Source organism: Rhizobium sp. RM, assembly GCF_013390595.1.
Classification (GTDB): domain Bacteria; phylum Pseudomonadota; class Alphaproteobacteria; order Rhizobiales; family Rhizobiaceae; genus Agrobacterium.
On sequence record NZ_JACAWV010000007.1, the window covers coordinates 772,140 to 793,473 of the forward strand.

Genomic DNA, 21,334 nt, shown 5'->3' on the forward strand with positions numbered 1-21,334 from the left:
ATCTTAGCTTGTCTTTTTCCTGCGTCGCCACATTTTACCCTCAAGTCGAAAACAGACTTTGCCAGGCGGACTTAGGTTCGCTCTGGTTGCAACGCGGCGTGGGTGGACGCCGCATAAATAGGGGTGACTGATGTGACGGTCGATCAGAACCTATCCTCCCGTATCAACCTGATGCGTATATTGCTGATATCCGGAATCGTGTTTGTCCATGTGCCGCACGATCCCTACACGAGCCCGTTTCTGGGTCTCTATGGCTTCTTCGACTGGCTTCGCGTTTTTCTCGGCGACGCCCTGTTTCGGATCGGTGTGCCGTGCCTGAGCGCGATCTCCGGCTATTTGCTGTTCCGTCGCGGAATGAGTGAATTCGACTATCCTGCTACGATACGTTCCAAGTCGAAAACGGTGCTGCTGCCGTTTCTGCTGTGGAACGGAGCGCTGTTTCTGGCGATCATGCTGCTCCAGCATTTTGACCTCAGCGTCGGCTATTTTCCGGATATCTGGAACGCCACTCCGCGCGAAATCGTCAGTCACGGCATGGCCATCGAAACGCTGCCAATAAATGTACCGCTCTATTTTTTACGCGATCTTTTCGCCTGCATTCTGTTGTCCCCGATCCTGGCATTCCTGATGCGGCGTTTCGCGCTACCGACACTTGCCGTGTTGCTGCTCATCACCGCCGTTCCGGACGTGACGATCTTCATCGTCCAGAAAAAATCGATCCTGTTCAGTTTCTCGCTCGGTATCGCGCTCGCCCTGCATCGGGTTGATGTCAAAGCGCTTGATCCTTTTGCTTTGCCGATCATGCTTCTGACACTCGTTGCTTCTGCTGCCCTTGCGACCGGCCTATATTTCACCGGTCCGGAATTTACCTTCTGGCTGAGCCTGTCACGCAACCTGCTGGCCGTTTTCGGCGCCATCGGCTTCTGGGCATCCTCCGCCCTGTTGATCCGCAGCAGGCTTGGGCAGCGTCTTGCGCAGACGGGAAGCCTGAGCTTCTGGATTTTCTGCGCCCACTATCCGCTTCTCGTTCTGATGTGGATGGTCTGGAACAAGGCAGGACCTGATTTCTATCCTGCCTTCTATGTCGGCGCGACACTGGTGGCTTTTGTCATCCTCGTCGTCAGCAACACGCAGGTCCGCAAACACCTGCCGGCTCTCTACGCCCTTTTGACCGGGAGCCGCAGCGGCAAGCGCAAGATCACTGGCGATTCCGCGACAAAGCCGGCGTCTCCACCAATGCCCACCCGGTCAGAAACACTTTACTCGCAACGCCAGAGGTGAACCGATGACACAATTTGCGACGCGCGTTCGACCGCACCTTCTTCTTTCCGCATTGCTGCTTGCCATGCCACTTGCAACACCAGGCCAGGCTCAGGAAGGCAATGGTGCCTCCTTCGTCGAGAACTTCGACGCGATGGACCGTAGCTTCTGGTACGTCTCGGACGGCTGGTCAAATGGTGCGCACCAGAACTGCACCTGGTCGAAAAAGCTTGCCCGCGTGGAAAATGGCCAACTTCAGCTCGGTTTTCAGCAGGGAAAAGCCGGCGACCGCGAGTATTCCTGCGGCGAAATCCAGACCAAGGGACGATACCGCTATGGAACCTATGAGGCGCGTGTGAAGGCTGCGACCGGCTCCGGTCTCAACTCGGCATTCTTCACCTATATCGGCCCGACCGATAAAAAGCCGCACGACGAAATCGACTTCGAAGTGCTGGGCAAGAACTCGGCGAAGGTGCAGCTCAACCAGTATATTTCCGGTAAGGGCGGCAATGAAAAGCTCGTTCCCGTGGCCGGTGGCGCGGATGCCGGCTTCAATGACTTCGCTTTCGTCTGGGAGCCGGAGCGCCTGCGTTATTACGTCAACGGCACGCTCGTGCATGAAGTGACCGACCCGACAAAAATTCCGCAAAATGCGCAGAAGATTTTCTTCAGCCTTTGGGGCACCGATACGCTCAAGGACTGGATGGGCGCCTTTTCCTACTCTGGCGCCACACAAATGACGGTTGACCGCGTCGCCTTCACCGCGCTCGGCGACAAATGCCAATTCTCCGAGTCGATCGCTTGCGCGCTGAACTGAGCGCCAGCGACTTTTGATGCCCAAGCATGAGCCTCGACGTCTTTCAGGTCGAGATCCCAGCCAGGACGATTTTATGACCCATGTTCTTTATCTCGCCCACGATCTGTCCGATCCCGCCATTCGACGGCGGGTTCTGACACTGATTGCAGGCGGCGCGCAGGTTACGCTGGCTGGTTTCCGCCGCGGAGAAAACCAGCTCGCGGATATCGAAGGGGTTCGCCCAATCGCGCTCGGCGAGACTGCGGACGGAAAATTTCCGCAGCGTGTGAAGGCAGTGGTGCTCGCCAGCCTTTCGCTCGGCGGGAAACTGCAAGGGATTGCACGCCCTGACATCGTCATCGCACGCAATCTGGAAATGCTGGCACTGGCAAAACGCGCGCTCGCGCTCTACGGAGGCGACATACCGCTTGTTTACGAATGCCTCGACATTCACCGCCTGCTTTTAAACCAAGGCAAGGTGGGCAAGGCCCTCAACGCCGCACAGCATTATTTCGCACGCGACGCAAAACTTCTGATGACCAGTTCTCCGGCTTTTGTAGAGCATTATTTCAAGCCGATTTCCGGCCTCGATTTGCCCGTTCTGCTGCAGGAAAACAAGGTTCTGGCGCTCGATACCGTCACACAGGAAAAACCCCACCCTCGTCTTCCTGAAGCCGGCCAACCATGGAAAATCGGCTGGTTCGGTGCACTGCGCTGCCGCAAATCGCTGGAAATACTTGCCGCATTCGCCAGGGAAATGGATGGAAAGGTCGAGGTCATTCTGCGTGGCCGACCCGCCTATTCCGAATTTTCGGATTTTGATGGTTTTGTAAAGAACGCACCGCACCTTCACTTCCACGGTCCTTACAAAAACCCCGAGCAACTGGCTTCGATCTACAATGAAGTGCAGTTCACCTGGGCTATCGATTTCTTCGAAGAGGGCCAGAACTCGAGCTGGCTGTTGCCCAACCGGCTTTATGAGGGCTGCCTTCATGGCGCGCTTCCCATTGCCGTAACAGGCACAGAAACCGCCCGTTTCATCCAGAAACGCAATATCGGCTTCACCCTGCCGGACGCGACAGCTGCAAACCTTGCCGCGCTTTTCAGTACGATGACGCCGGAAACCTACTCTGCCGCGTTCGAGACACTTGCTGCGCAGGACGAAAAACAGTGGCTGACGGACCGAGACGATTGCCGTCTCCTGGTCCACAAACTTTCCAACCTGACCAAATCCGCTTCGGGCCATGCCAGTGAAGCGGCCTTTTCAACTGTGTAATGCGTGGGGGCAAGTCATGGAAAGTCGCGTAAATTCCAAGATCCGGACATTGATCGTTATTCCTTGCCTCAACGAGGCAAAGACGATCGAGGCGCTGCTGCATAAGTTTACTGGCATGATGGACGGAAAAAATTTCCGGGTCGTGGTGGCCGATGGTGGCAGCACGGATGGGACCCGCGACATCGTGGATGCTTTTGTCACAAACGATGAGCGCGTGACGCTGCTTCCCAATCCCAAGCGTATCCAGAGTGCGGGTATCAACCTTGCCGTTTCGACGTTCGGCCAGGATTACGACTACCTCATCCGTATCGATGCACATGGCGATTATCCTGACGATTATTGCCTGCGTCTCATCGAGGACGCGGAGCGCACCGGCGCCGATTCCGTTGTGGTTGCGATGGACACCGTGGGCCATGGGCTTTTCCAGAAGGCCACGGCCATGGCGCAGAACTCCAAGCTCGGTAATGGCGGCTCCAAACACCGGGAAGGTGCCAAAGGTCACTGGATCGACCATGGTCACCACGCGCTGATGCGGATCGCCGCTTTCGATGCCGTGGGCGGTTACGATGAAACATTCAGCCACAATGAGGACGCGGAACTGGATTTCCGTCTGCGCAAGTCAGGCTTCCGCATCTGGATGACCGACAAGACACGCATGACCTATTATCCACGCTCCAGTGTCCTGCCGCTCTTCAAACAATATCTGGCTTATGGCCGTGGCCGCGCAAAGAACCTGCTGAAGCACCGCTCCATTCCGAAAATCCGCCAGATGATCCCGCTGGCCGTGCTGCCGGTTTTCGTCTTTGCCCTGCTGTCCCTCTATCATTGGGTCGCTCTTATTCCACTTGGCCTCTGGATTGCCGCATGTCTCGGTTATGGCTTGTGGATGGCTATCGGTCAGAAAAACCCATACGGCCCACTCGCGGCCTTCTCAGCCATGGTGATGCACTTCGCCTGGTCCACCGGCTTCTGGCTGGAACTCCTGAAATTCCGGGGAAAAAAGGCTGCCTGATGAACGACACAACCGTCATCCAACCGAATTCTGTGACCACCGTTGACATCGGCATCTGCACGTATAGACGCCCCGCACTGGTCGCCACACTTCTGTCATTGTTCGAACTGGACGTTCCTCAGGATGTGAAAATTCGCCTGATCGTCGCGGACAATGACGCGGAACCGAGTGCGCAAGCCAGTGTCGAACGGCTGCGCAAGACAGCGCCTTTCGAAATCACTTACGTGCATTGCCCCAAGTCGAACATTTCGATTGCCCGCAATGCTTGCCTTTCCGAATGCAAGGCCGACTACCTGGCATTTATCGATGACGATGAAACAGCACCGCCTCATTGGCTTTCAGCTCTTCTGCAAAAAGCGCGTGAAACGGGCGCCGAAGCGGTTCTCGGGCCGGTTACCGCCGTCTATCGCGACAATGCTCCTGGCTGGATGAAACGCGGCGATTTTCACTCCACTGTGCCCGTCTGGGTCAATGGCGACATCATCACTGGCTACACCTGCAACACACTTCTGAAAATGGAAGCACCGCCGGTAAAGGGCCGACGATTTGCCCTCGCGCTTGGCCAGAGCGGTGGCGAGGACACGCATTTCTTCTCCTACATGCATGCAGCAGGCGGGCAGATCGCCTTCGCTGAAAATGCCATGCTGTCAGAACCCGTTCCGGAAAGCCGGGCCAGCTTCATGTGGCTCGCCAAACGCCGCTTCCGCTCGGGACAGACCCATGGCCGCGTGCTTGCGGAAAAGAAACCGGGCATCCGGCGTGTCATGCAGATGCTGACGGCTGGCTCCAAGGTGCTTTATTGTGCGACATTTGCTGCACTCAGCAGCTTCGATGCGGTTCGTCGCAATCGTTATGCGTTGCGCGGCGCATTACATCTGGGCTCAGCCAGCGGCGCGTTCGGCGTACGCGAAATCCGCCAATACGGAACGGTGGAGGCGATCTGATGGACAACCAGATTTCGCAGCCGGACGTCAGCTTCGTCATTGCCGCTTACAATGCCGCCGACACCATTACCGCGGCCATTCAGAGCGCGCTTGAGCAAAAGCATGTCGACCTGGAGATCCTCGTTGTGGACGATTGTTCCAGCGACGAAACGCGATCCATCGTCGCTGAAATCGGTGGCAACGATCCGCGCGTAAAGCTCATTGCACTTGAACGAAACGGTGGTCCCGGCGCCGCCCGTAACGCAGGCATCGAGGCTGCGACAGGGCGCTGGATTGCAGTGCTCGATGCCGATGATGTCATCCGCCCGGAGCGCACCGCCTGCATGGTATCTCGGGCAGAAACTGCCAATGCCGCTATCGCCGTCGACAATCTCGACGTCGTCTATCTGGACGACCGCCCGATGGATACGATGTTTCCGGAAGACATGCTCGAAAACATGCCGGTTCTGACGCTTGAGCAGTTTATCGGATCAAACGTTCTTTTCCGGACGACCTTCAATTTCGGCTACATGAAACCGATGTTCCGCCGGAATTTTCTCAACGACAACGCACTGCGTTTCCGTGAGGAAATTCGCATTGGCGAAGACTACATCCTGCTTGCTTCGGCACTGGCCGCCGGCGGCCTCTGCGTTATCGAGCCGAAGCCTGGTTATATCTACAACATCCGCGAGGGCTCGATTTCGCGCGTGCTGGAAATCAGTCACGTCGAAGCGATGATGAAGGCCGACCGAGATTTTCTCAGCCACTACACATTGCTGCCCGCCGCCATGGATGCGCAAAAGGCCAGAAGTCGCAGCCTGAGCCTTGCCTTCAACTTTCTGACATTGGTCGAGGACATCAAGCGCCGGTCTATTCTTGGCGTCCTGAAAACGACCATCAAAGATCCTGCGGTCATCGGTCATTTGAGAATGCCGGTCGCCGTACGGTTACGACGCTTGCGGGAGGCACTTTTTTCGCCCGCAGCAAACACAGGGGTGAAAAGACAGATTTCATAAAGTTTGCAAGGGACTGGGGACAGATCAAAACCTTGATGAAGGAGAACGCGATGGACATGAAGAAAACTGTCAGAAAAGCCGTTATTCCCGTTGCCGGAAACGGCACGCGCTTTTTGCCCGCAACGAAGGCAATGCCGAAGGAAATGCTGACGATCGTCGATCGGCCCGTCGTGCAGTATGCCGTTGACGAGGCCATGCAGGCAGGTATCGAGCACATCATCTTTGTCACGAGCCGCAACAAGACCGCGATCGAAGACTATTTCGACAGCGCACCGGAACTGATCAACACGCTGACCCGCTCCGGCAAGACGGTGCAGGTGCTCCAGCTTGAGAAGATGCTGCCGGTAGCAGGCACGGTCAGCTATACCCGCCAGCAGGTGCCGCTCGGTCTCGGCCACGCCGTCTGGTGTGCCCGCGAACTGGTTGGCAACGAACCTTTTGCCCTTCTTCTGCCTGACATGGTTTCTTACGGCGCACGCGGCTGCATAGCCGGCCTGATGGAGCTTTATGACGAAGTCGGCGGCAACATCCTCGGCGTCGAGGAATGCCTTCCGGCGGAAACCTCCTCCTACGGCATTGTTGGCGTGGGCGCGAAGGTCAGCCACGGCTTTTCCGTCACCGAAATGATCGAAAAGCCGGAACCGTCCAAGGCACCGTCGAATTACTATCTCAATGGCCGCTACATTCTGCAGCCGGAGATTTTCGACATTCTCGCGAGGCAGGAGCGCGGTGCAGGCAACGAGATCCAGTTGACCGACGGCATGAAACGACTGGCTGAAAAGCAGGCGTTCCACGCTCAGAAATATACTGGTCGTACCTTCGACTGCGGCAGCAAGCAGGGCTTTATTGCCGCCAACGTCGCATTTTCGCTGCTCCGTGCGGATATGGAAGAACAGGTTCTGGCTTCGATCAAGGAATTGGTCGCCAACCATGAAAGCCGCGTTCAGGCGGCCTGACATCACCACGCGCGGTGGGATTTCTGATCCCTGACCGCGCCGAGACAACGGGAGGCGGGAAGGCGAGCAAGGCTTGGCTTCCCGCGCCATTTTTTAGTTCACAAGGTAGGTCCATGCACCACAAGACCTTTAAATCCAACATCAATTTTGCCGATCAGGGCAAGGATGCCGACACCTTCATTGACCTCGATCGCCTCTGGGCGGCCGTGATGCGTCGCGCCAACGTGATTGCCGCCTGTGTGGTCGCCAGCATGGTGTTGGCTGGCCTTTATCTGGTGCTTGCAACCCCTGTTTATACCGCGATGACGCAGGTCCTCCTGGATGAAAGCCTGTCTCGTTATGCGGAAGAGGAATCACCGGTCCCGGCAGCCCAGATCGTCGACAACCGTATTGCCAGCGCCGTGGAAATTTTGAAATCCAAGGAAATGGCGCTGACCGTCGTCGACAAGGCGAAGTTCGATGAGAACGACACCATCGTCAATCCGCCGATGTCGCCGGCCGAACTGGTGAAATCGTCCGTGCGTGGCATTGTAAATCTGCTTACGCCAGGCGAGCCGCCAGTCTCCGAAGCCGCACTCCGTGCTGGACGCCGTGAAAAGGCCGCCGCCGTTCTCCAGCAATCGCTGACCGTCGAACGCGTTGGACGCAGTTCCGTGATCGCAATCTCGACGCGGTCCATCGACCGCCAGCTTGCCGCACAGATCGCCAAGACCTATGCACAGGCCTATCTGACGGAGCAGCTCAACGCCAACTTCGACGCCAGTGAGCGCGCCTCTGTCTGGTTGCAGGAACGCCTCAGCGACCTCAATCAGCGTGCCCAGGCTGCCGAGCTCGCCGTCGAAAAATTCAAGGCGGACAACAACATCATCTCCTCGCGCGGCGAACTGATTTCGGAAGGCCAGCTTGCCGATCTCAACGGCCAGCTTATTGCCGCACAGGCCGATGCCGCTACCGCTTCCGCACGCTACAACCAATATAAGTCGATCATCGACCGCGGCCCAGATGCCGCCGTGGACAACGCGGTCGTTTCGGCCCGTGACACTGACAACACCGTCATTCAGGATCTTCGCAAGCGTTACATCACCATCTCCGACCGTCAGAAGGGGATCGTCGAGCAGTTCGGCGCCGATCACCCGCAGGCGGTAGCGCTTGACGGTGAGAAGAAAGAAGTTGCGCGTCAGATCTTCCAGGAACTGCAGCAGCTTACCGGCAGCTTCAAGAATGAATATGACGTGGCCAACTCCCGCGTGGAGTCGCTTCGCGAAAACATCGATCGCGTCGCAGGACGTAACTCGCAGACCAACATGACGATGGTCCAACTGCGTGAACTGGATCAGCGTGCCACGGCGTTGCGCACGCTTTACCAGTCCTATCTCGGACGCTTCGAAGAAGCCGCGCAAAAGCAGTCGTTCCCGATTGCCAAGGCCCGCGTCATCTCAGAAGCCGGACTTCCGACCTCGCCTTCCAGCCCGAAGAAAACCATGACGATGGCGCTTTCGGTCATTCTTGGCTTGATGCTGGGTGGCGGTGTCGCAGCACTGCTCGAGTTCCGCGACCGCTTCTTCCACACTGGCAACGATGTGCGCGACAATCTGCGTATGCGTTTCCTGGGCTACCTGCCATTCATCGGTGAGCGTGGTGTCGAGGCTGCCAAGCCAGGAAACAGCGCCGCGACCCCCGGTGGTGAAAATGCAACCATCGACGCCAACGGGCAGGTCTCGTTCCAGAAGATGCTCCGTCTTGCCGTCGATAGCCCGCGCTCGAGCTTTGCCGAAACGCTTCGCAATGTGAAGCTGACGGCGGACGTTGTCATTCAGGAGCGCCAATGCCGGGTCATTGGCGTGATTTCCTGCCTGCCGAACGAAGGTAAATCTGTCGTTGCGCTCAACCTCGCGGGGCTGATCGCATCAACTGGCAAACGCACACTGGTGGTGGACGCCGACATCCGCAACCCGGGTCTCAGCCGCATGCTCACCACGCGTCAATCTGCAGGTCTTGTGGAAGTGGTCCTCGACGAGGTTCCCTGGACGCAGGCGGTCAAGGTCGATAGCCGTACGAAAATGGGCATTCTTCCTGTTTCGACCAGCAACCAGTTCGCCCATTCCAGTGAACTTCTGTCGTCATCTGGCATGCGCAAGTTCATCGATGCCGCACGCGAAGCGTGTGACTACATCATCGTCGACCTGGCACCGGTCGTTCCAGTGATCGATGCAAAGGCTTTCGCATCGCAGGTGGATGGTTTCGTGTTCGTGACCGAATGGGGCAAGACGCCGATCCAGATGGTACAGAACGTCATGGCCAACGAACCGCAAATCGCCAACAAGACGCTCGGTATCGTGTTGAACAAGACCGACATGACCGAGTTGCAGCGCTACGCAGGACCGGGCGGTTCGGAGCACTATCACGAGAAATTTGCGGCCTATTACGGCGACGCCAAACAGCCCGCCAAGGAACCAGCATAAAGACCAGAACGGCCCGGCACCTGACCGGGCCGTTTCTTTGTCGGATTTCATTTTTGCGTGTGGATTTGGCGCGCGAATTGCGCATTGATGGTGCCCGATCAAATCGCATCAATGAGCAGGACAGAATTTCTCATGCCGACACCCATTGCCTTTGTTTCCCGATCGGATTCGGAATCCGAAACCATCTGGAAAACCGCCCTTCGCGCGGCCATGCCGGAGGAAACCATTCTTTCCTTTTCCGAACTGAGTGAAGAACAGAAACAGGCGGTGGAACTGGCAATCGTCGCAAATCCTGACCCAGCCGATATCGCAGCTTTACCGGGGCTTAAATGGATTCACAGTCTGTGGGCAGGCGTTGAGCGGCTGGTCCTCGAACTCGGGCAAAAGGCACCACCGATCGTTCGGCTGAAAGATCCTGAACTGTCACGCGTGATGGCGGAAGCAGTGCTCGCATGGACCTATTATCTGCAGCGCGATATGCCCGCCTATCGCAACAATCAGCAGAATGCCATCTGGAAGGACCTGGATTACCGCCATCCGCAAGATGTCACCGTCGGTTTGCTGGGACTTGGTGCTCTCGGTGCTGTTGCCGCCAAACGACTTCTGGACGCCGGCTTCAATGTCGCAGGATGGAGCCGATCACCAAAATCAATCGCCAATGTGGAAACGTTGACCGGCGAAACCGGATTGAACAGCCTGCTTGCAAAAAGCGACATTCTTGTCTGCCTGGTACCGCTTACAGACGATACACGTGGCCTTATTAACGCCGACCGCATCGGCGTGATGAAGGACGGTGCAGAGATCATCAATTTCGGGCGTGGCCCTGTCATCGTAACCGATGATCTCACCGCAGCACTCGATTCCGGCAAGTTGTCGCATGCTGTGCTCGATGTCTTCGATCAGGAACCATTGCCGCAGTCGTCTGCGCTCTGGCGAAACCCGAAAGTGACCGTTTTACCGCATATTTCCGCCCCCACCAGCCGCGAAAGTTCGGCAAGGATCGTTGCTGCCAATATCGGCAAGTGGCGGACCACAGGTGTCTTGCCTGAGACAGTGGATATGGCGCGCGGTTACTGATCCGCGCGGTCTGAGAGACCCTGCCTGCACCATGTCGCAATGCCGTTGGCGGCGGCTTTTCCGGTCGCAAAGCAGGCGGTCAACAAGTAGCCACCAGTCGGTGCTTCCCAGTCAAGCATTTCCCCGGCGACGAAGACGCCGGGGAGCTTCTCCAGCATGTAATCGTCTCTGACGCCCTGCCACGCGACCCCGCCGGCGGAAGAAATAGCCTCGTCAATCGGCCTTGTCCGCGCCAGTGGGATCTCGGCATGCTTGATCCGCACGGCCACCAGATCTGCCGGTAGAGAGGAAATGTCAGGAAAGAGCTCTCGTAGCAGCGCAGCCTTTACCCCTGAAAGCCCGGCTCCCTTGCGTAACCGGTTGGAAAAGCTTTCCTTGCGACCAAGCTTGGACAGATCGCGTCCAAGTCGCTCCACCGTTCGGCCGGGCGCCAGATCGACGATGAGGGAAGCTTTTCCGGTCTCGTCCAATTGATCGCGAAGTGCGGCCGAATGTGCATAAACGAGACTGCCCTCAACACCATGTCTGGTGACGACGAACTCGCCCGGAAACGCACCAGTACTGGAAATGGCGACAACCGATTTTAAAGCGTCACCGGCGAAACGCTCGCGAAATGTCTCGCTCCAGTCGACGTCGAAACCGCAGTTGGCAGGGCGGAAGGGAGAGACGACAACACCCTTTTCGGCGAGCCACGGAGCCCAGGCGGCATCCGAGCCAAGGCGCGGCCAACTGGCGCCACCGAGCGCCAGCAAAACGGCATCGAACGTGGCGGTCATCGGTCCAGCCGGTGTTTCGAACCGAAGACTGTCGCCCGTAAATCCTGTCCAACGGTGGCGCGTCTTGATGACAACGCCCTGCATTTCCAACCGTGACAACCACGCTCGCAACAGTGGAGACGCCTTCATCACCGTTGGGAATACACGGCCCGATGTTCCTGTAAAGGTTTCCTGCCCCAAACCCACCGCCCAGTCACGCAACATGGCAGGCGTAAAAGCATCGAGTGCGGTACGCAGACGCGGTTCGGCCGTACCAAATCGGTGAACGAAGTTTTCGTAGTCCTCGGAATGGGTGAGGTTAAGGCCGGATTTCCCCGCCATCAGCAATTTTCTTGCGACCGTCGGCATCGCTTCAAAGACCGTGACAGCATGGCCCGCAGCCGACAGCATCTCGGCTGCCATCAGACCTGCCGGTCCACCGCCGACGATTGCGATCTGCCTTACGCCAGTCACGTGCTTATCTCCGTCACCATCCATCATCGCTGCCTTATACCGATTTGCGCGCCGGAATATATGCGATATTGCATGGGCATGTTCACACTCGACCAGCCCGTCACCTTTTCGCAGGATATCAAAAAAAGCCGTTTCATTGCGTTTGCCGCGCCGATCACCGGCGAGGAGGATGCAAAGACCTTTCTGGCTGAGAATTCCGATTTTGCTGCGAACCACAATTGCTGGGCCTGGCGAACAGGACAGATCTACAGATTTAGCGATGATGGCGAACCCTCCGGAACGGCGGGTAAACCGATCCTCCAGGCCATTGATGGACAGGAACTCGACAATGTCGCGGTGCTTGTCGTGCGCTGGTTCGGGGGCATTCTCCTTGGCAGTGGCGGCCTGATCCGGGCCTATGGCGGAACAGCAGCCGCGTGTTTGAGGCTCGGTGAAAAATCGCCGGTGATAGCCTATCTCACCGCGACCCTCAGTTGCCCGTTTTCCGATCTGGCTCTGGTTAAATCGAGGCTTTCAGCAATCCGTAATCTCAAAGTCGACGCCGAGGATTTCACTGCCACCGGTGCTGATATGCGGCTGTCCGTGCCAACCGAAGAGGCTGAAAAGCTTGGACGATTGTTAAGCGACCTAACAAGCGGGCGGGTCAATTTGCATATTCCGGTCTGACCACTCTGGCCGAGTGGTGGTTTCGTGATAAAGAACGAAAATGTCGTCCAAGCTTTCGAACCCGATCTATAATCCACCGCTTGAACCCTACCTGACGATCGTTCACCGCGATGACGATCTTCTTGTGCTGGACAAGCCAAGCGGACTTCTGTCGGTGCCGGGGCGCGATCCTGTCCTGTCCGACAGCTTGCTGACGCGGGTGCAAAAGAAATTTCCAAAGGCCTTGATGATAAATCGGCTGGATAAGGACACATCCGGCATCGTGCTTTTGTCGCTCAACCGAAAGGCCCATGCTGCGATCGCCTCACAATTTGAAAATCGGCAAACGCAGAAATCCTATATCGCTGTGGTCTGGGGAGACGTTCAGGGCGAGAACGGCGAAGTGGATCTGCCGCTTGCGATCGATCCCGACAACAAGCCTCGTCACCGGGTCGACTACGAGCACGGTAAAACCGCGCAAAGCCAATGGCATGTGCTGGAACGGCTGCCTCTGCCTGCCACACGGCTTCGGCTTCACCCTCTGACAGGCCGTACTCATCAATTGCGCGTTCACATGAAGGCGATCGGCCATCCCATCCTTGGCGACGAGTTTTATGCCGATGGCGAAGCCTTGGCGGGCGCTTCCCGACTGATGTTGCATGCCGAGGAGGTGGCCTTCCGGCACCCGGATGGCCGAGACGTTCGCTATGTTGTGCCCTGCCCCTTCTGAGAGCGACGAATGAAAGAAGAAGACGAAAGCTTCGTGGTGGATTTTGTCGGTGGCGCGGTCGGTCACAGGTTCCGCTCTGGTGAAGGGCGCGGACAGGCACTGGCAAAAGCTGCAGGTTTCACCAAAGGGCGTACGCCGAGGATTGTCGATGCGACAGCCGGCCTTGGGCGCGATGCATTCCTGCTCGCTTCACTAGGCGCCGATGTCACGCTCATCGAGCGCTCTGCGGGGATGCACGCCCATCTTGAGGATGGCATAAGACGTGCACTTGAAGCTGGCGGCGCCTACGCCGAAACTGCGGCCCGCATGACGCTACTGCATGGTGATTCCAGGGAATTATTGAAAGAGCTTTCACCTGAGGTGGTGATTGTCGATCCAATGCACCCACCCAGACACAATACGGCACTGGTCAAGAAAGAGATGCGCGTGCTTCGCGAACTCGTCGGCGCTGATCCAGACCAGGTGCAGTTGATGGAAGTGGCTCTGGCCAACGCTACAAAGAGGGTCGTACTGAAATGGCCGCTGCGGGCCGATCCGATGCCGGGCATACGAAAACCCTCGCATCAGATACTTGGTAAAAACACCCGGTACGATGTGTTTATGATCTTCGGAAAAACGGCCGACATAGAAGACTGATCAACGCGAAACCGGTTTACGCTGGGCATTCATGAGAAGCTCATGGCGCGTGGCGAAATCGCCGAACAGCTTGCGAAGGCGCGTTTCTTCCGTCTTGTCGAGACGGTAACGTCGGCAGAATTCGGCAACGTTGAGGATCGGTTTTATCCCGCTACCGTCTAGGTTTTTGTTATCGATGACCTGCATAGTTCCCTCCATCGTATCAGAGCAGAAACGCACGTGAACCCATTGCAGTTCCCTGCAATTTCGAATGGATGAGAAGTAGCGCATTGCGCGTCAAACCCCTCCTTTTGCGAACACGATGCCATCAAGTTTTCTTGAATGCATCGATTGAAACGAAATGCCTCCCATATGGTTCTTTGCTGACGGTAATGACGGAAGGGAGATCCATGTTCCGCAACAAACGATTTTTGACCTCGACAATGCTCTGGGCAGTGGTGGGAGCGTCGCTCTCGAGCGCCGCCTATGCGCAATCTGCTTCGCCCGTTGAGACAGGACGGGCTAACGCACCAGATCAAAAACCGGCTTTTGAAGGTCAAACTCGAGCACCTCAGGCGACCGCACAGCCAGACGTCGAAACATCCGTTGTCGCAGACGGCTTACCGCATCTGTGGTCGATGGAATTTCTACCAGATGGCCGCATGATAGTCGCCGCCAAGGAGGGCGCGATGCATATTGTCGCCGATGGCAAGGCCGGCTCCGCGATTGACGGCGTGCCGGACGTTGCGTCCGACGGACAGGGTGGCCTTCTGGACATTGCGCTTGCACCCGACTTTGAAACCTCGCGCACGATCTTCTTTTCTTTCTCTGAGCCCCGTGACGGCGGCAACGGAACCTCTGTCGCATCCGCAAAGCTGAGTGAGGACGGCGGAACAGCAAAACTCGAAAACGTCAATGTCATCTTCCGCCAGATGCCAACCTATGACGGCGACAAGCATTTTGGCTCCAGGCTCGTCTTTGGGCCAGACAATGCGCTCTATGTGACAGTCGGCGAACGCTCCGATGCAACACCGCGCGTTCAGGCGCAGGACCTGTCGAGCGGCCTCGGAAAAGTCTTCCGGATCGATACCGAGGGCAAGGCATTCGAGGGCAATCCGTTCGCCAGCCAGAAGAACGCCCTCCCGGAAATCTGGAGTTATGGCCACCGCAATCTGCAGGCGGCCGCGCTGGACGGACAGGGCAGGCTTTGGACCGTTGAACACGGCCCCAAGGGTGGCGATGAACTCAACATGCCCAAAGCGGGGCTGAACTACGGTTGGCCCGTCATCACTTACGGTGTCGAATATAGCGGACGCGCCGTCGGCGAGGGTGCGACCTCCAAGGACGGCATGGAACAGCCTGCCTATTATTGGGACCCTGTTATCGGCCCATCTGGAATGGTCTATTACGACGCAGAGCAAATTCCGGAATGGAAGGGTGCGTTCCTTGTCGGCGGACTGGTAAGCCAAGGACTGGTGATCCTGAAAATCGACGGCGATAAGGTTGCGACCGAGAACAGGCTGCCACTGGATGCACGCATTCGCGATGTGAAGGTCGGCCCCGATGGTGCTGTTTATGCCGTGACCGAGCAGCGCGGCGGCGGTAATTCGCAGATCCTGCGGATCGCCAAGTCCAGCTAACCAACTTTCCTTCATGAGAACGGGCCGCTTGCCAATAGCGGCCCGTATCTCTTTCGCGTATCAAGCGCTGACATACGATCGCCCTTCCCGTATATCGTCAGATGAAGTGAACCAAACGATTCCGGCCCCGCCTTGATTGCCGACACCGATGACACGCCAGAACCAGAAAACTTGGAGCCGACAAGCCGCATGCTGTCGTGGGCGCGCAATTCCGCGATTTATCGCCTGGAACGACGGATGATGACTGAGCGGCAATTGCGCGACGCGATTACCCGCAAGGCAAAGGAAAAGTTCGAAGATATCAGTGTCCAGCAGACGAAGGCTCTCGGCGATTTTGCCGTCAAATTCGCTTACGAAATCAAGGCTCTTGACGATACCGCCTTCGCTGAGATCACGGTTCGCAGTGGTCTGCGCAGTGGCAAATCCAAACGCGGCCTTGCACAGAAACTAACGATCAAAGGCGTCGACCGGCAGACTGCGGAAGCTGCTCTCGACGAAACCAATGACCTTGTCGCGGCAGTGGTTTTTGCCCGCAAACGGGCATTCGGTCCCTACCGTCGTATTGAACTGGATGAAAAACGAAAGAACAAGGAACTGTCAGCTTTTGCGCGCAACGGTTTTTCTTTTGAGATCGGTGCCCGGGTTTTCGCAATGACGCCTGAAGAAGCGGAAGATATTCTCTACGACGCGCCGCTTTGACGTCGGACTATTGCGCTGGCAAAGGATGCGCTTTTAAAAAAGCGATCAGGTCGGCGATTTCCGTTTCGCTCCATAGCCCGAAGAAGCGCATTGACGTCCCTGGCACAGCTTTTTTGGGGCTGGCAATGAATTTGGCCAATTCCTCCTCTGACCAGACCCGTCCCGCGTTACCCGCATCCTTCATCGCCTGCGAGTAGTTATTATAATCGGCAACAGATGCCATTGGCCTACCGACCACACCCATCAAATGTGGCCCCATTCGGGTGCGGGGAGCGTCGACACTGTGACAGGTGGAACAGCGGCTGAATACGCGCTCCCCTTTGCTGACATCACCTTCTGAAAAAGCAGGCACAGCCGCGCTCAGAAGAAAGGCGATTGACGCAGAGACGACAGATGAGGCAGTAAATTTCATATCCTCATAATACAAACGCCCTCTTCATCTCGCAATGAAAAGGGCGTTGTGCATGCTGCGACAGAATGCCCGAAGCCTTGCTTCGAGCGCCCGCGCAAATTAGTTGATGGCCGTCAGCGTTACCGACGTACCGGTCGCGGCAAGGTTCAGGCCGACCTGGCCCGTCACGCTGACAGTCTGAAGCTGGATGGAACCGGAGGTACCGCCAACGAGGACGTTAGCGCCGACGCCAAGACCGACAGTCGCTTCAGCCGTTGCACCCTGATAGAGGCCACCGAGCGAACCGCGGTGATAGCCTGCTGTCGGAGCAAAAACCGCCCAGACCAGACGACCCTGTGTGGTAAAGCCTAGGTCAACACCCATCTTGCGGATAGCGCCGGTGTAGTGATCGGTACGGCGCGCGCCCATGGTGGACTGGAACGTGCAGTCCAGTTCCTTTGCGGAACCGATCACGTAACCCACACCGCCACCGATATCGCAGCTCAGGTAACCGATCTTGACACCATTGCGATCGTCCTGCTCCTGAGGAGCTTGCTCGTATCTCGCAAGGTCCGCAGCCAGCGCAGATGCGGCACCGCCAAGACCCATCGTCAATGCGGCAAAGGTTACGGCAACAGCTTTTTTCATCTGGTTTTCTCCTTGTTTTATTCCTACCCGCAGCAGCCCTTCTTGCCCACTCCGGATACTGAATTCCGCACTGTTAACGTTTGTTCCTCAAAATCGATCCAAAACAACCGAATTGGGGACAAGGAGACCCAAACAGTTAACAATGTCTTTAAGGCGGTAGGGGGCCATTAAGGCAGTGTTAGGGCAGACATCGATGCAGGGGTGTCTATCCCCGGATTGCCATGCCCAGTTGCAAATCAGAGCGGAAGGGCGACGGGAAAACCGGTGGCGGGATGGGTCATCACATCCATCTTCACCCCGTAGATTTTCTCCAATGTCTCGGGGTTCATGATCTCTTGCGGTGTGCCACGAGCGATCAATCTGCCCGAGTGCAGAGCGACGATTTCATCGCAAAAACGAGCGGCCATGTTCACGTCATGCAGAACCACGACAACGCCAAGACCTTTCTCCCGTGACAGACGCTGAACAAGAGACAGCACCTCAATCTGGTGGGCCATATCGAGCGCCGAAATCGGCTCATCCAAGAGAAGGCTTTCAGCATTTTGCGCAACCAGCATCGCCAGCCATACCCGCTGACGTTCACCGCCGGAAAGAGTGTCGACCAGCCTGTCGCGGAAGGCAACCGTGTCGGTGAGTTCTATCGCCTCGTCGACCTTCTCCTGATCTGCCTTTGTGAATTGTCCTAGCGCGCCGTGCCACGGGTAACGGCCGAGTGCCACCAACTCCTTGGCCAGCATACCTGACGCCGCAGGCGTGTATTGCGGCAGATAGGCAAGTTTCCGCGCGAACTCGCGGTTGCCCCAATCGCCGAGCGCCTTGCCCTCGAAGGCAATTTTACCCGATGAGGGCTCATGCATCCGGGCGAGAAGCTTCAGCAGCGTGGATTTACCAGAGCCGTTGTGACCAATGAGGCCAATCGTCTTGCCACTGTCGAATTGCGTTGTCAGGGGATGCAAAAGCACCCAACCCGGCACCTCCATCGAAACCGCATCCAACGAAAAAAGCGGCGTCTCATCATACTGTATGGCAAGTGCAGCCTGAGCCATGGGTCTTATCTCCGGATGTGAACGTGAAAATCATTGTCGCCGACCTGCCAGCCAGATCAGGTAGGGTGCCCCTGCCAGCGTTGCGAAGAGGCCGAGCGGCAGCTCGTAGGGAAACGTAATCGTCCTCGCCCCCAGGTCGGATAACACCATCAAGGTCGCGCCAAACAGGAACGATGCAAGCATGTGATGTCGTGGGGTGACGAAACCGGCACGAAGGGCGATGTGTGGCGCCATCAAGCCGACGAAACTCAAAGGGCCGACAAGCAGTGAAGCAGCTGCTGTCGCAATGCCCGCGACGGCAACGACACCGGCGCGCGCACCAATAAGCGGCAACCCCAGAGATTGCGGCACGGCTTGGCCCAGCGGCAGGATTGCCAGCCATCTCGTCACCGAGAACGCAGCAGTGAGCAAAACGGCGGACAGAACGAACAGGAAGATCGACGAGGCAGGTGTCGCCGTCGATCCAGAGCCACTGAGCCATGACAGAATCTGCCAGGCACGCTGATCGCCGATGGACAGCAGTGCCGATAACACCGCCGAGCACAAGGAACTGATGGCAATGCCGGCGAGCAGGATTTTCTCGGGTGTCAGATATCGGCGCGCAGCAAAGAACATGACCAGGATCATGACGGCGGCAGAACCGACACCTGCGCCTACAAACAATTCGAAAATGCCACCTGCTGGAAACAGCGTGATGGCTGCAGCAAAGCCAAGGCCAGCACCGCCGCTGACGCCCAGAACTTCAGGGCTTGCCATCGGGTTACCCGTCAGCCTTTGCAAGAGAGCCCCGGCCATGGCCAGAAGGCCGCCTGCGGAAAAAGCAGCCAGCAGTCTCGGCCAACGGAACGGCAACAGATCTTGCAGATCGGACGACGCCAGAAGTGCCCAGCCTTCAGGCCCTTTGGTGACGACAAGCGCCGCAAAGACAAGAACGGCCAGCACTGCGAGCACTGGCAGCAATGCGGCAGGTCCGCGCCTCTTCGTCGGCTCGTCATTGCCGCCGCGATGAACCTCGGTGGCGCGGATTTTCGGGAGCAACCATAATAGCAGCGGGCCACCAATCAACGCCGTCACGGCGCCAGTCGGGAATACCTCGGATGTGGACGTCGCAACAAATTGTACAACCCCATCGCAAAGCCACAGGAGCAATCCGCCGACAAGAGGCGAAACCAGCAAGACCGCCGACGAACGCCGTATACCGAGCGCCCGCGTGATGGCCGGCGCCGCAAGCCCGATAAAGCTGACAAGACCGACAGCGGAAGAAACGAATGCCGCCAGAACGACCGCCAGCGCCCCAACCGCCAGACGCACGGAGAAAAGCGACACGCCGAGGGATTGTGCACCGGAATCGCCGAGCCCGAGAAGGGTCAACGGCCGCATCAGCAGGAATGTCACGGCAAGCCCTGCAAGAAGCTGCCACGACAGCGCAATTGCCGCCGACCAGTCCTGCTGGCTGAGTGCGCCGCCATTCCAGACGACAAGCGACATCAGATATTCGCCTTGCGCCAGTGTCAAAGCGGCCGAAACCGACGCGGCGGTTATGCCAACCAGCAGCCCGGCGATCACCATGGTGACCGGCTCGAAGGAACGGCGCCAACCAAGCAGAAAGACGACTGACGCTGCCGAAGCAGCCCCGAGCAATGCCACCAGCGAGCGGTTTCCGTCCAAGGCTTCGGGAAAAAACAGGGTTGCGATAACGATGGCGAGTTGCGCTCCGGCGGAGATACCGAGCGTGGAGGGATCTGCAATCGGATTGCGGAGCAATAGTTGAAACAGTGCACCGGAAAGGCCAAGCATGGCTCCGGCAAGGATCGACACAACGACGCGCGGCATCAGGCTGAACACAACAATGATCTGATCGAGCGACATCGACGACGGATCGAACGGCAAGGATGGCCAAAGACCGAAGGGCAAACGCAAGACCATGGCGTGCAGGGAAAGCGCACATGCCAGCGCAACAGCGAGACCGCAGAAAAGCTGGATGGAGCGCGCCGTCACAATGCCCCCTGCTGCGTCGTCAGTGCTTCTGTCAGAAGGCGCGCAAAACGCATGCCGGCTGTGATACCGCCATAGGGATTGATATTTTCGAGCATCGTCACCCGGTTTTCTCGAACTGGCGTCAGCGACTGCCAGATGACGCTGTTGCGGAGGCTCTGACGCGCTTCAACAGGAATATCGGAAACGATGACAATGCGCGCCTCAGGTGTTTCTGCGAGGTTCTCAAGCGGCACCGGAGCGGCAAAGGTGAATTGCGAGCGGTCTTTCCATGCGTTGGGAAGGCCCAGCCTGTCGAGAATGTCACCGAACATGCTGTCTGCGCCGAAAGCCCGGAAATGTCGTGCGTCACCGATGTTGATAATGTAGGTCGGGCGCGCAGCGAATGCGGCAAGGCGTTCCCGCATAGTCTCAAGGGAACGTGCCGTCTCATCCAGAACCTTTTGGGCCTCGTTGATTTTTCCGAGTTTCTCACCAAGCGCAGAGACGGCCGATAGCGCGTTTGCGAAAGGCGGCTCGCCCTTCACATAGAACGGCAGCGAGAACACGGGGGCGATCGCTTCCAGCCGCCCGGTATAGCGAGTGTAGAAAGGCGAGATCAGAATGAGGTCGGGCCTGGAAAGGTGCAAAAGCTCGAAATTCGGCGCGCCACGCAGGCCGAGGTCAGTCACTTCAGCCGGAACAGGCGGCTCGACGGCATCTTTTCTGAACTGGATCAGTTCTGTCGCCGCCACAGGCGTGACGCCGAGGGCTACGACGGTTTCCAGCATGGCCCAGTCGATCGCCGCGATACGCAGCGCTGTTTGGGCTTGAAGCGGCCGTACGAAAGCCGAAGCAGCGAGCAATCCGAGAAATTCCCGCCGCCCCCACAACGAGGACATGTATCGATACCTGACTGTCATACCCCTAGTTGCTTCG

Annotated in this window: 21 protein-coding genes; 14 read left to right on the plus strand and 7 right to left on the minus strand. The window is 57.4% G+C overall.

Annotation, left to right across the window (positions count from 1 at the left end; translation table 11 throughout):
- The first annotated feature begins 132 nt into the window (after positions 1–132).
- From HWX89_RS08095 to HWX89_RS08135, 9 genes are all read left to right on the plus strand, one after another.
- On the plus strand, positions 133–1,281 hold the full coding sequence (locus tag HWX89_RS08095) for an acyltransferase family protein (protein WP_138792002.1): 1,149 nt from the start codon (positions 133–135) through the stop codon (positions 1,279–1,281).
- A gap of 4 nt (positions 1,282–1,285) precedes the next feature.
- Positions 1,286–2,077 carry an endo-1,3-1,4-beta-glycanase ExoK gene (gene exoK, locus HWX89_RS08100; protein ID WP_138792001.1) on the plus strand — a complete coding sequence of 264 codons (792 nt, stop codon included), beginning with the start codon at positions 1,286–1,288 and terminating at the stop codon, positions 2,075–2,077.
- A gap of 73 nt (positions 2,078–2,150) precedes the next feature.
- The gene (locus HWX89_RS08105) at positions 2,151–3,332 is read left to right on the plus strand and encodes a glycosyltransferase family protein (RefSeq protein WP_138792000.1); all 1,182 of its coding nucleotides are present in this window, start codon (positions 2,151–2,153) and stop codon (positions 3,330–3,332) included.
- 16 nt (positions 3,333–3,348) lie between these two features.
- The gene (locus HWX89_RS08110; protein WP_138791999.1) at positions 3,349–4,344 is read left to right on the plus strand and encodes a glycosyltransferase family 2 protein; all 996 of its coding nucleotides are present in this window, start codon (positions 3,349–3,351) and stop codon (positions 4,342–4,344) included.
- A complete protein-coding gene (locus HWX89_RS08115; protein WP_138791998.1) occupies positions 4,344–5,288 on the plus strand; it encodes a glycosyltransferase family 2 protein in 945 nt (314 codons plus the stop codon). The genes HWX89_RS08110 and HWX89_RS08115 overlap by 1 nt, the downstream gene beginning before the upstream one ends.
- Positions 5,288–6,283 (plus strand): glycosyltransferase family 2 protein, encoded by a 996-nt coding sequence (locus HWX89_RS08120; RefSeq protein WP_138791997.1) that lies wholly within the window; start codon positions 5,288–5,290, stop codon positions 6,281–6,283. The genes HWX89_RS08115 and HWX89_RS08120 overlap by 1 nt, the downstream gene beginning before the upstream one ends.
- A gap of 50 nt (positions 6,284–6,333) precedes the next feature.
- Positions 6,334–7,239, plus strand: a complete 906-nt coding sequence (locus HWX89_RS08125) for a UTP--glucose-1-phosphate uridylyltransferase (protein WP_138791996.1) — start codon at positions 6,334–6,336, stop codon at positions 7,237–7,239.
- Positions 7,240–7,352: 113 nt separating this feature from the next.
- Complete coding sequence (locus HWX89_RS08130) at positions 7,353–9,701, plus strand: polysaccharide biosynthesis tyrosine autokinase (RefSeq protein ID WP_138791995.1); 2,349 nt, start codon at positions 7,353–7,355, stop codon at positions 9,699–9,701.
- Between the two features lie 132 nt (positions 9,702–9,833).
- Complete coding sequence (locus HWX89_RS08135; RefSeq protein WP_138791994.1) at positions 9,834–10,778, plus strand: 2-hydroxyacid dehydrogenase; 945 nt, start codon at positions 9,834–9,836, stop codon at positions 10,776–10,778.
- Here HWX89_RS08135 and HWX89_RS08140 read toward each other — a convergent pair.
- Positions 10,772–11,956 carry a TIGR03862 family flavoprotein gene (locus tag HWX89_RS08140; protein WP_246705124.1) on the minus strand — a complete coding sequence of 395 codons (1,185 nt, stop codon included), beginning with the start codon at positions 11,954–11,956 and terminating at the stop codon, positions 10,772–10,774. The two genes, HWX89_RS08135 and HWX89_RS08140, sit on opposite strands and share 7 nt — an antisense overlap.
- A 129-nt stretch (positions 11,957–12,085) precedes the next feature.
- Here HWX89_RS08140 and HWX89_RS08145 point away from each other — a divergent pair, with 129 nt between their 5' ends.
- Genes HWX89_RS08145 through HWX89_RS08155 form a run of 3 tightly spaced genes read left to right on the plus strand, consistent with a single transcriptional unit; the run spans position 12,086 to position 14,018 of the window.
- Complete coding sequence (locus HWX89_RS08145) at positions 12,086–12,673, plus strand: IMPACT family protein (protein ID WP_138792264.1); 588 nt, start codon at positions 12,086–12,088, stop codon at positions 12,671–12,673.
- A gap of 40 nt (positions 12,674–12,713) precedes the next feature.
- Positions 12,714–13,382: a pseudouridine synthase gene (locus HWX89_RS08150; protein ID WP_138791993.1), complete on the plus strand. Its 669-nt coding sequence runs from the start codon at positions 12,714–12,716 to the stop codon at positions 13,380–13,382.
- Positions 13,383–13,391: 9 nt separating this feature from the next.
- On the plus strand, positions 13,392–14,018 hold the full coding sequence (locus HWX89_RS08155; protein ID WP_138791992.1) for a class I SAM-dependent methyltransferase: 627 nt from the start codon (positions 13,392–13,394) through the stop codon (positions 14,016–14,018).
- Here HWX89_RS08155 and HWX89_RS08160 read toward each other — a convergent pair whose 3' ends face one another.
- Complete coding sequence (locus tag HWX89_RS08160; RefSeq protein WP_138791991.1) at positions 14,019–14,204, minus strand: hypothetical protein; 186 nt, start codon at positions 14,202–14,204, stop codon at positions 14,019–14,021.
- A 203-nt stretch (positions 14,205–14,407) separates the two neighbouring features.
- On the opposite strand from HWX89_RS08160, the gene HWX89_RS08165 reads away from it, so the two are divergent.
- A complete protein-coding gene (locus HWX89_RS08165; RefSeq protein WP_138791990.1) occupies positions 14,408–15,637 on the plus strand; it encodes a PQQ-dependent sugar dehydrogenase in 1,230 nt (409 codons plus the stop codon).
- A gap of 135 nt (positions 15,638–15,772) precedes the next feature.
- Complete coding sequence (gene recX / locus HWX89_RS08170) at positions 15,773–16,336, plus strand: recombination regulator RecX (protein ID WP_422646349.1); 564 nt, start codon at positions 15,773–15,775, stop codon at positions 16,334–16,336.
- Positions 16,337–16,343: 7 nt separating this feature from the next.
- Here recX and HWX89_RS08175 read toward each other — a convergent pair whose 3' ends face one another.
- The 5 genes from HWX89_RS08175 to HWX89_RS08195 all read right to left on the minus strand — a co-directional run bounded on the left by HWX89_RS08175 (position 16,344) and on the right by HWX89_RS08195 (position 21,318).
- Positions 16,344–16,748, minus strand: coding sequence for a c-type cytochrome (locus tag HWX89_RS08175; protein ID WP_138792262.1), 405 nt, complete (start codon positions 16,746–16,748; stop codon positions 16,344–16,346).
- Positions 16,749–16,847: 99 nt separating this feature from the next.
- Entirely contained in the window at positions 16,848–17,375 is a 528-nt protein-coding gene (locus tag HWX89_RS08180) for a DUF992 domain-containing protein (protein ID WP_138791988.1), read from the minus strand.
- A 236-nt stretch (positions 17,376–17,611) separates the two neighbouring features.
- Positions 17,612–18,421: an ATP-binding cassette domain-containing protein gene (locus tag HWX89_RS08185; protein WP_138791987.1), complete on the minus strand. Its 810-nt coding sequence runs from the start codon at positions 18,419–18,421 to the stop codon at positions 17,612–17,614.
- A 30-nt stretch (positions 18,422–18,451) separates the two neighbouring features.
- Complete coding sequence (gene fhuB, locus HWX89_RS08190) at positions 18,452–20,419, minus strand: Fe(3+)-hydroxamate ABC transporter permease FhuB (protein ID WP_138791986.1); 1,968 nt, start codon at positions 20,417–20,419, stop codon at positions 18,452–18,454.
- Positions 20,416–21,318 carry an iron-siderophore ABC transporter substrate-binding protein gene (locus HWX89_RS08195; protein WP_178340662.1) on the minus strand — a complete coding sequence of 301 codons (903 nt, stop codon included), beginning with the start codon at positions 21,316–21,318 and terminating at the stop codon, positions 20,416–20,418. The genes fhuB and HWX89_RS08195 overlap by 4 nt, the downstream gene beginning before the upstream one ends.
- Positions 21,319–21,334: the final 16 nt, after the last annotated feature.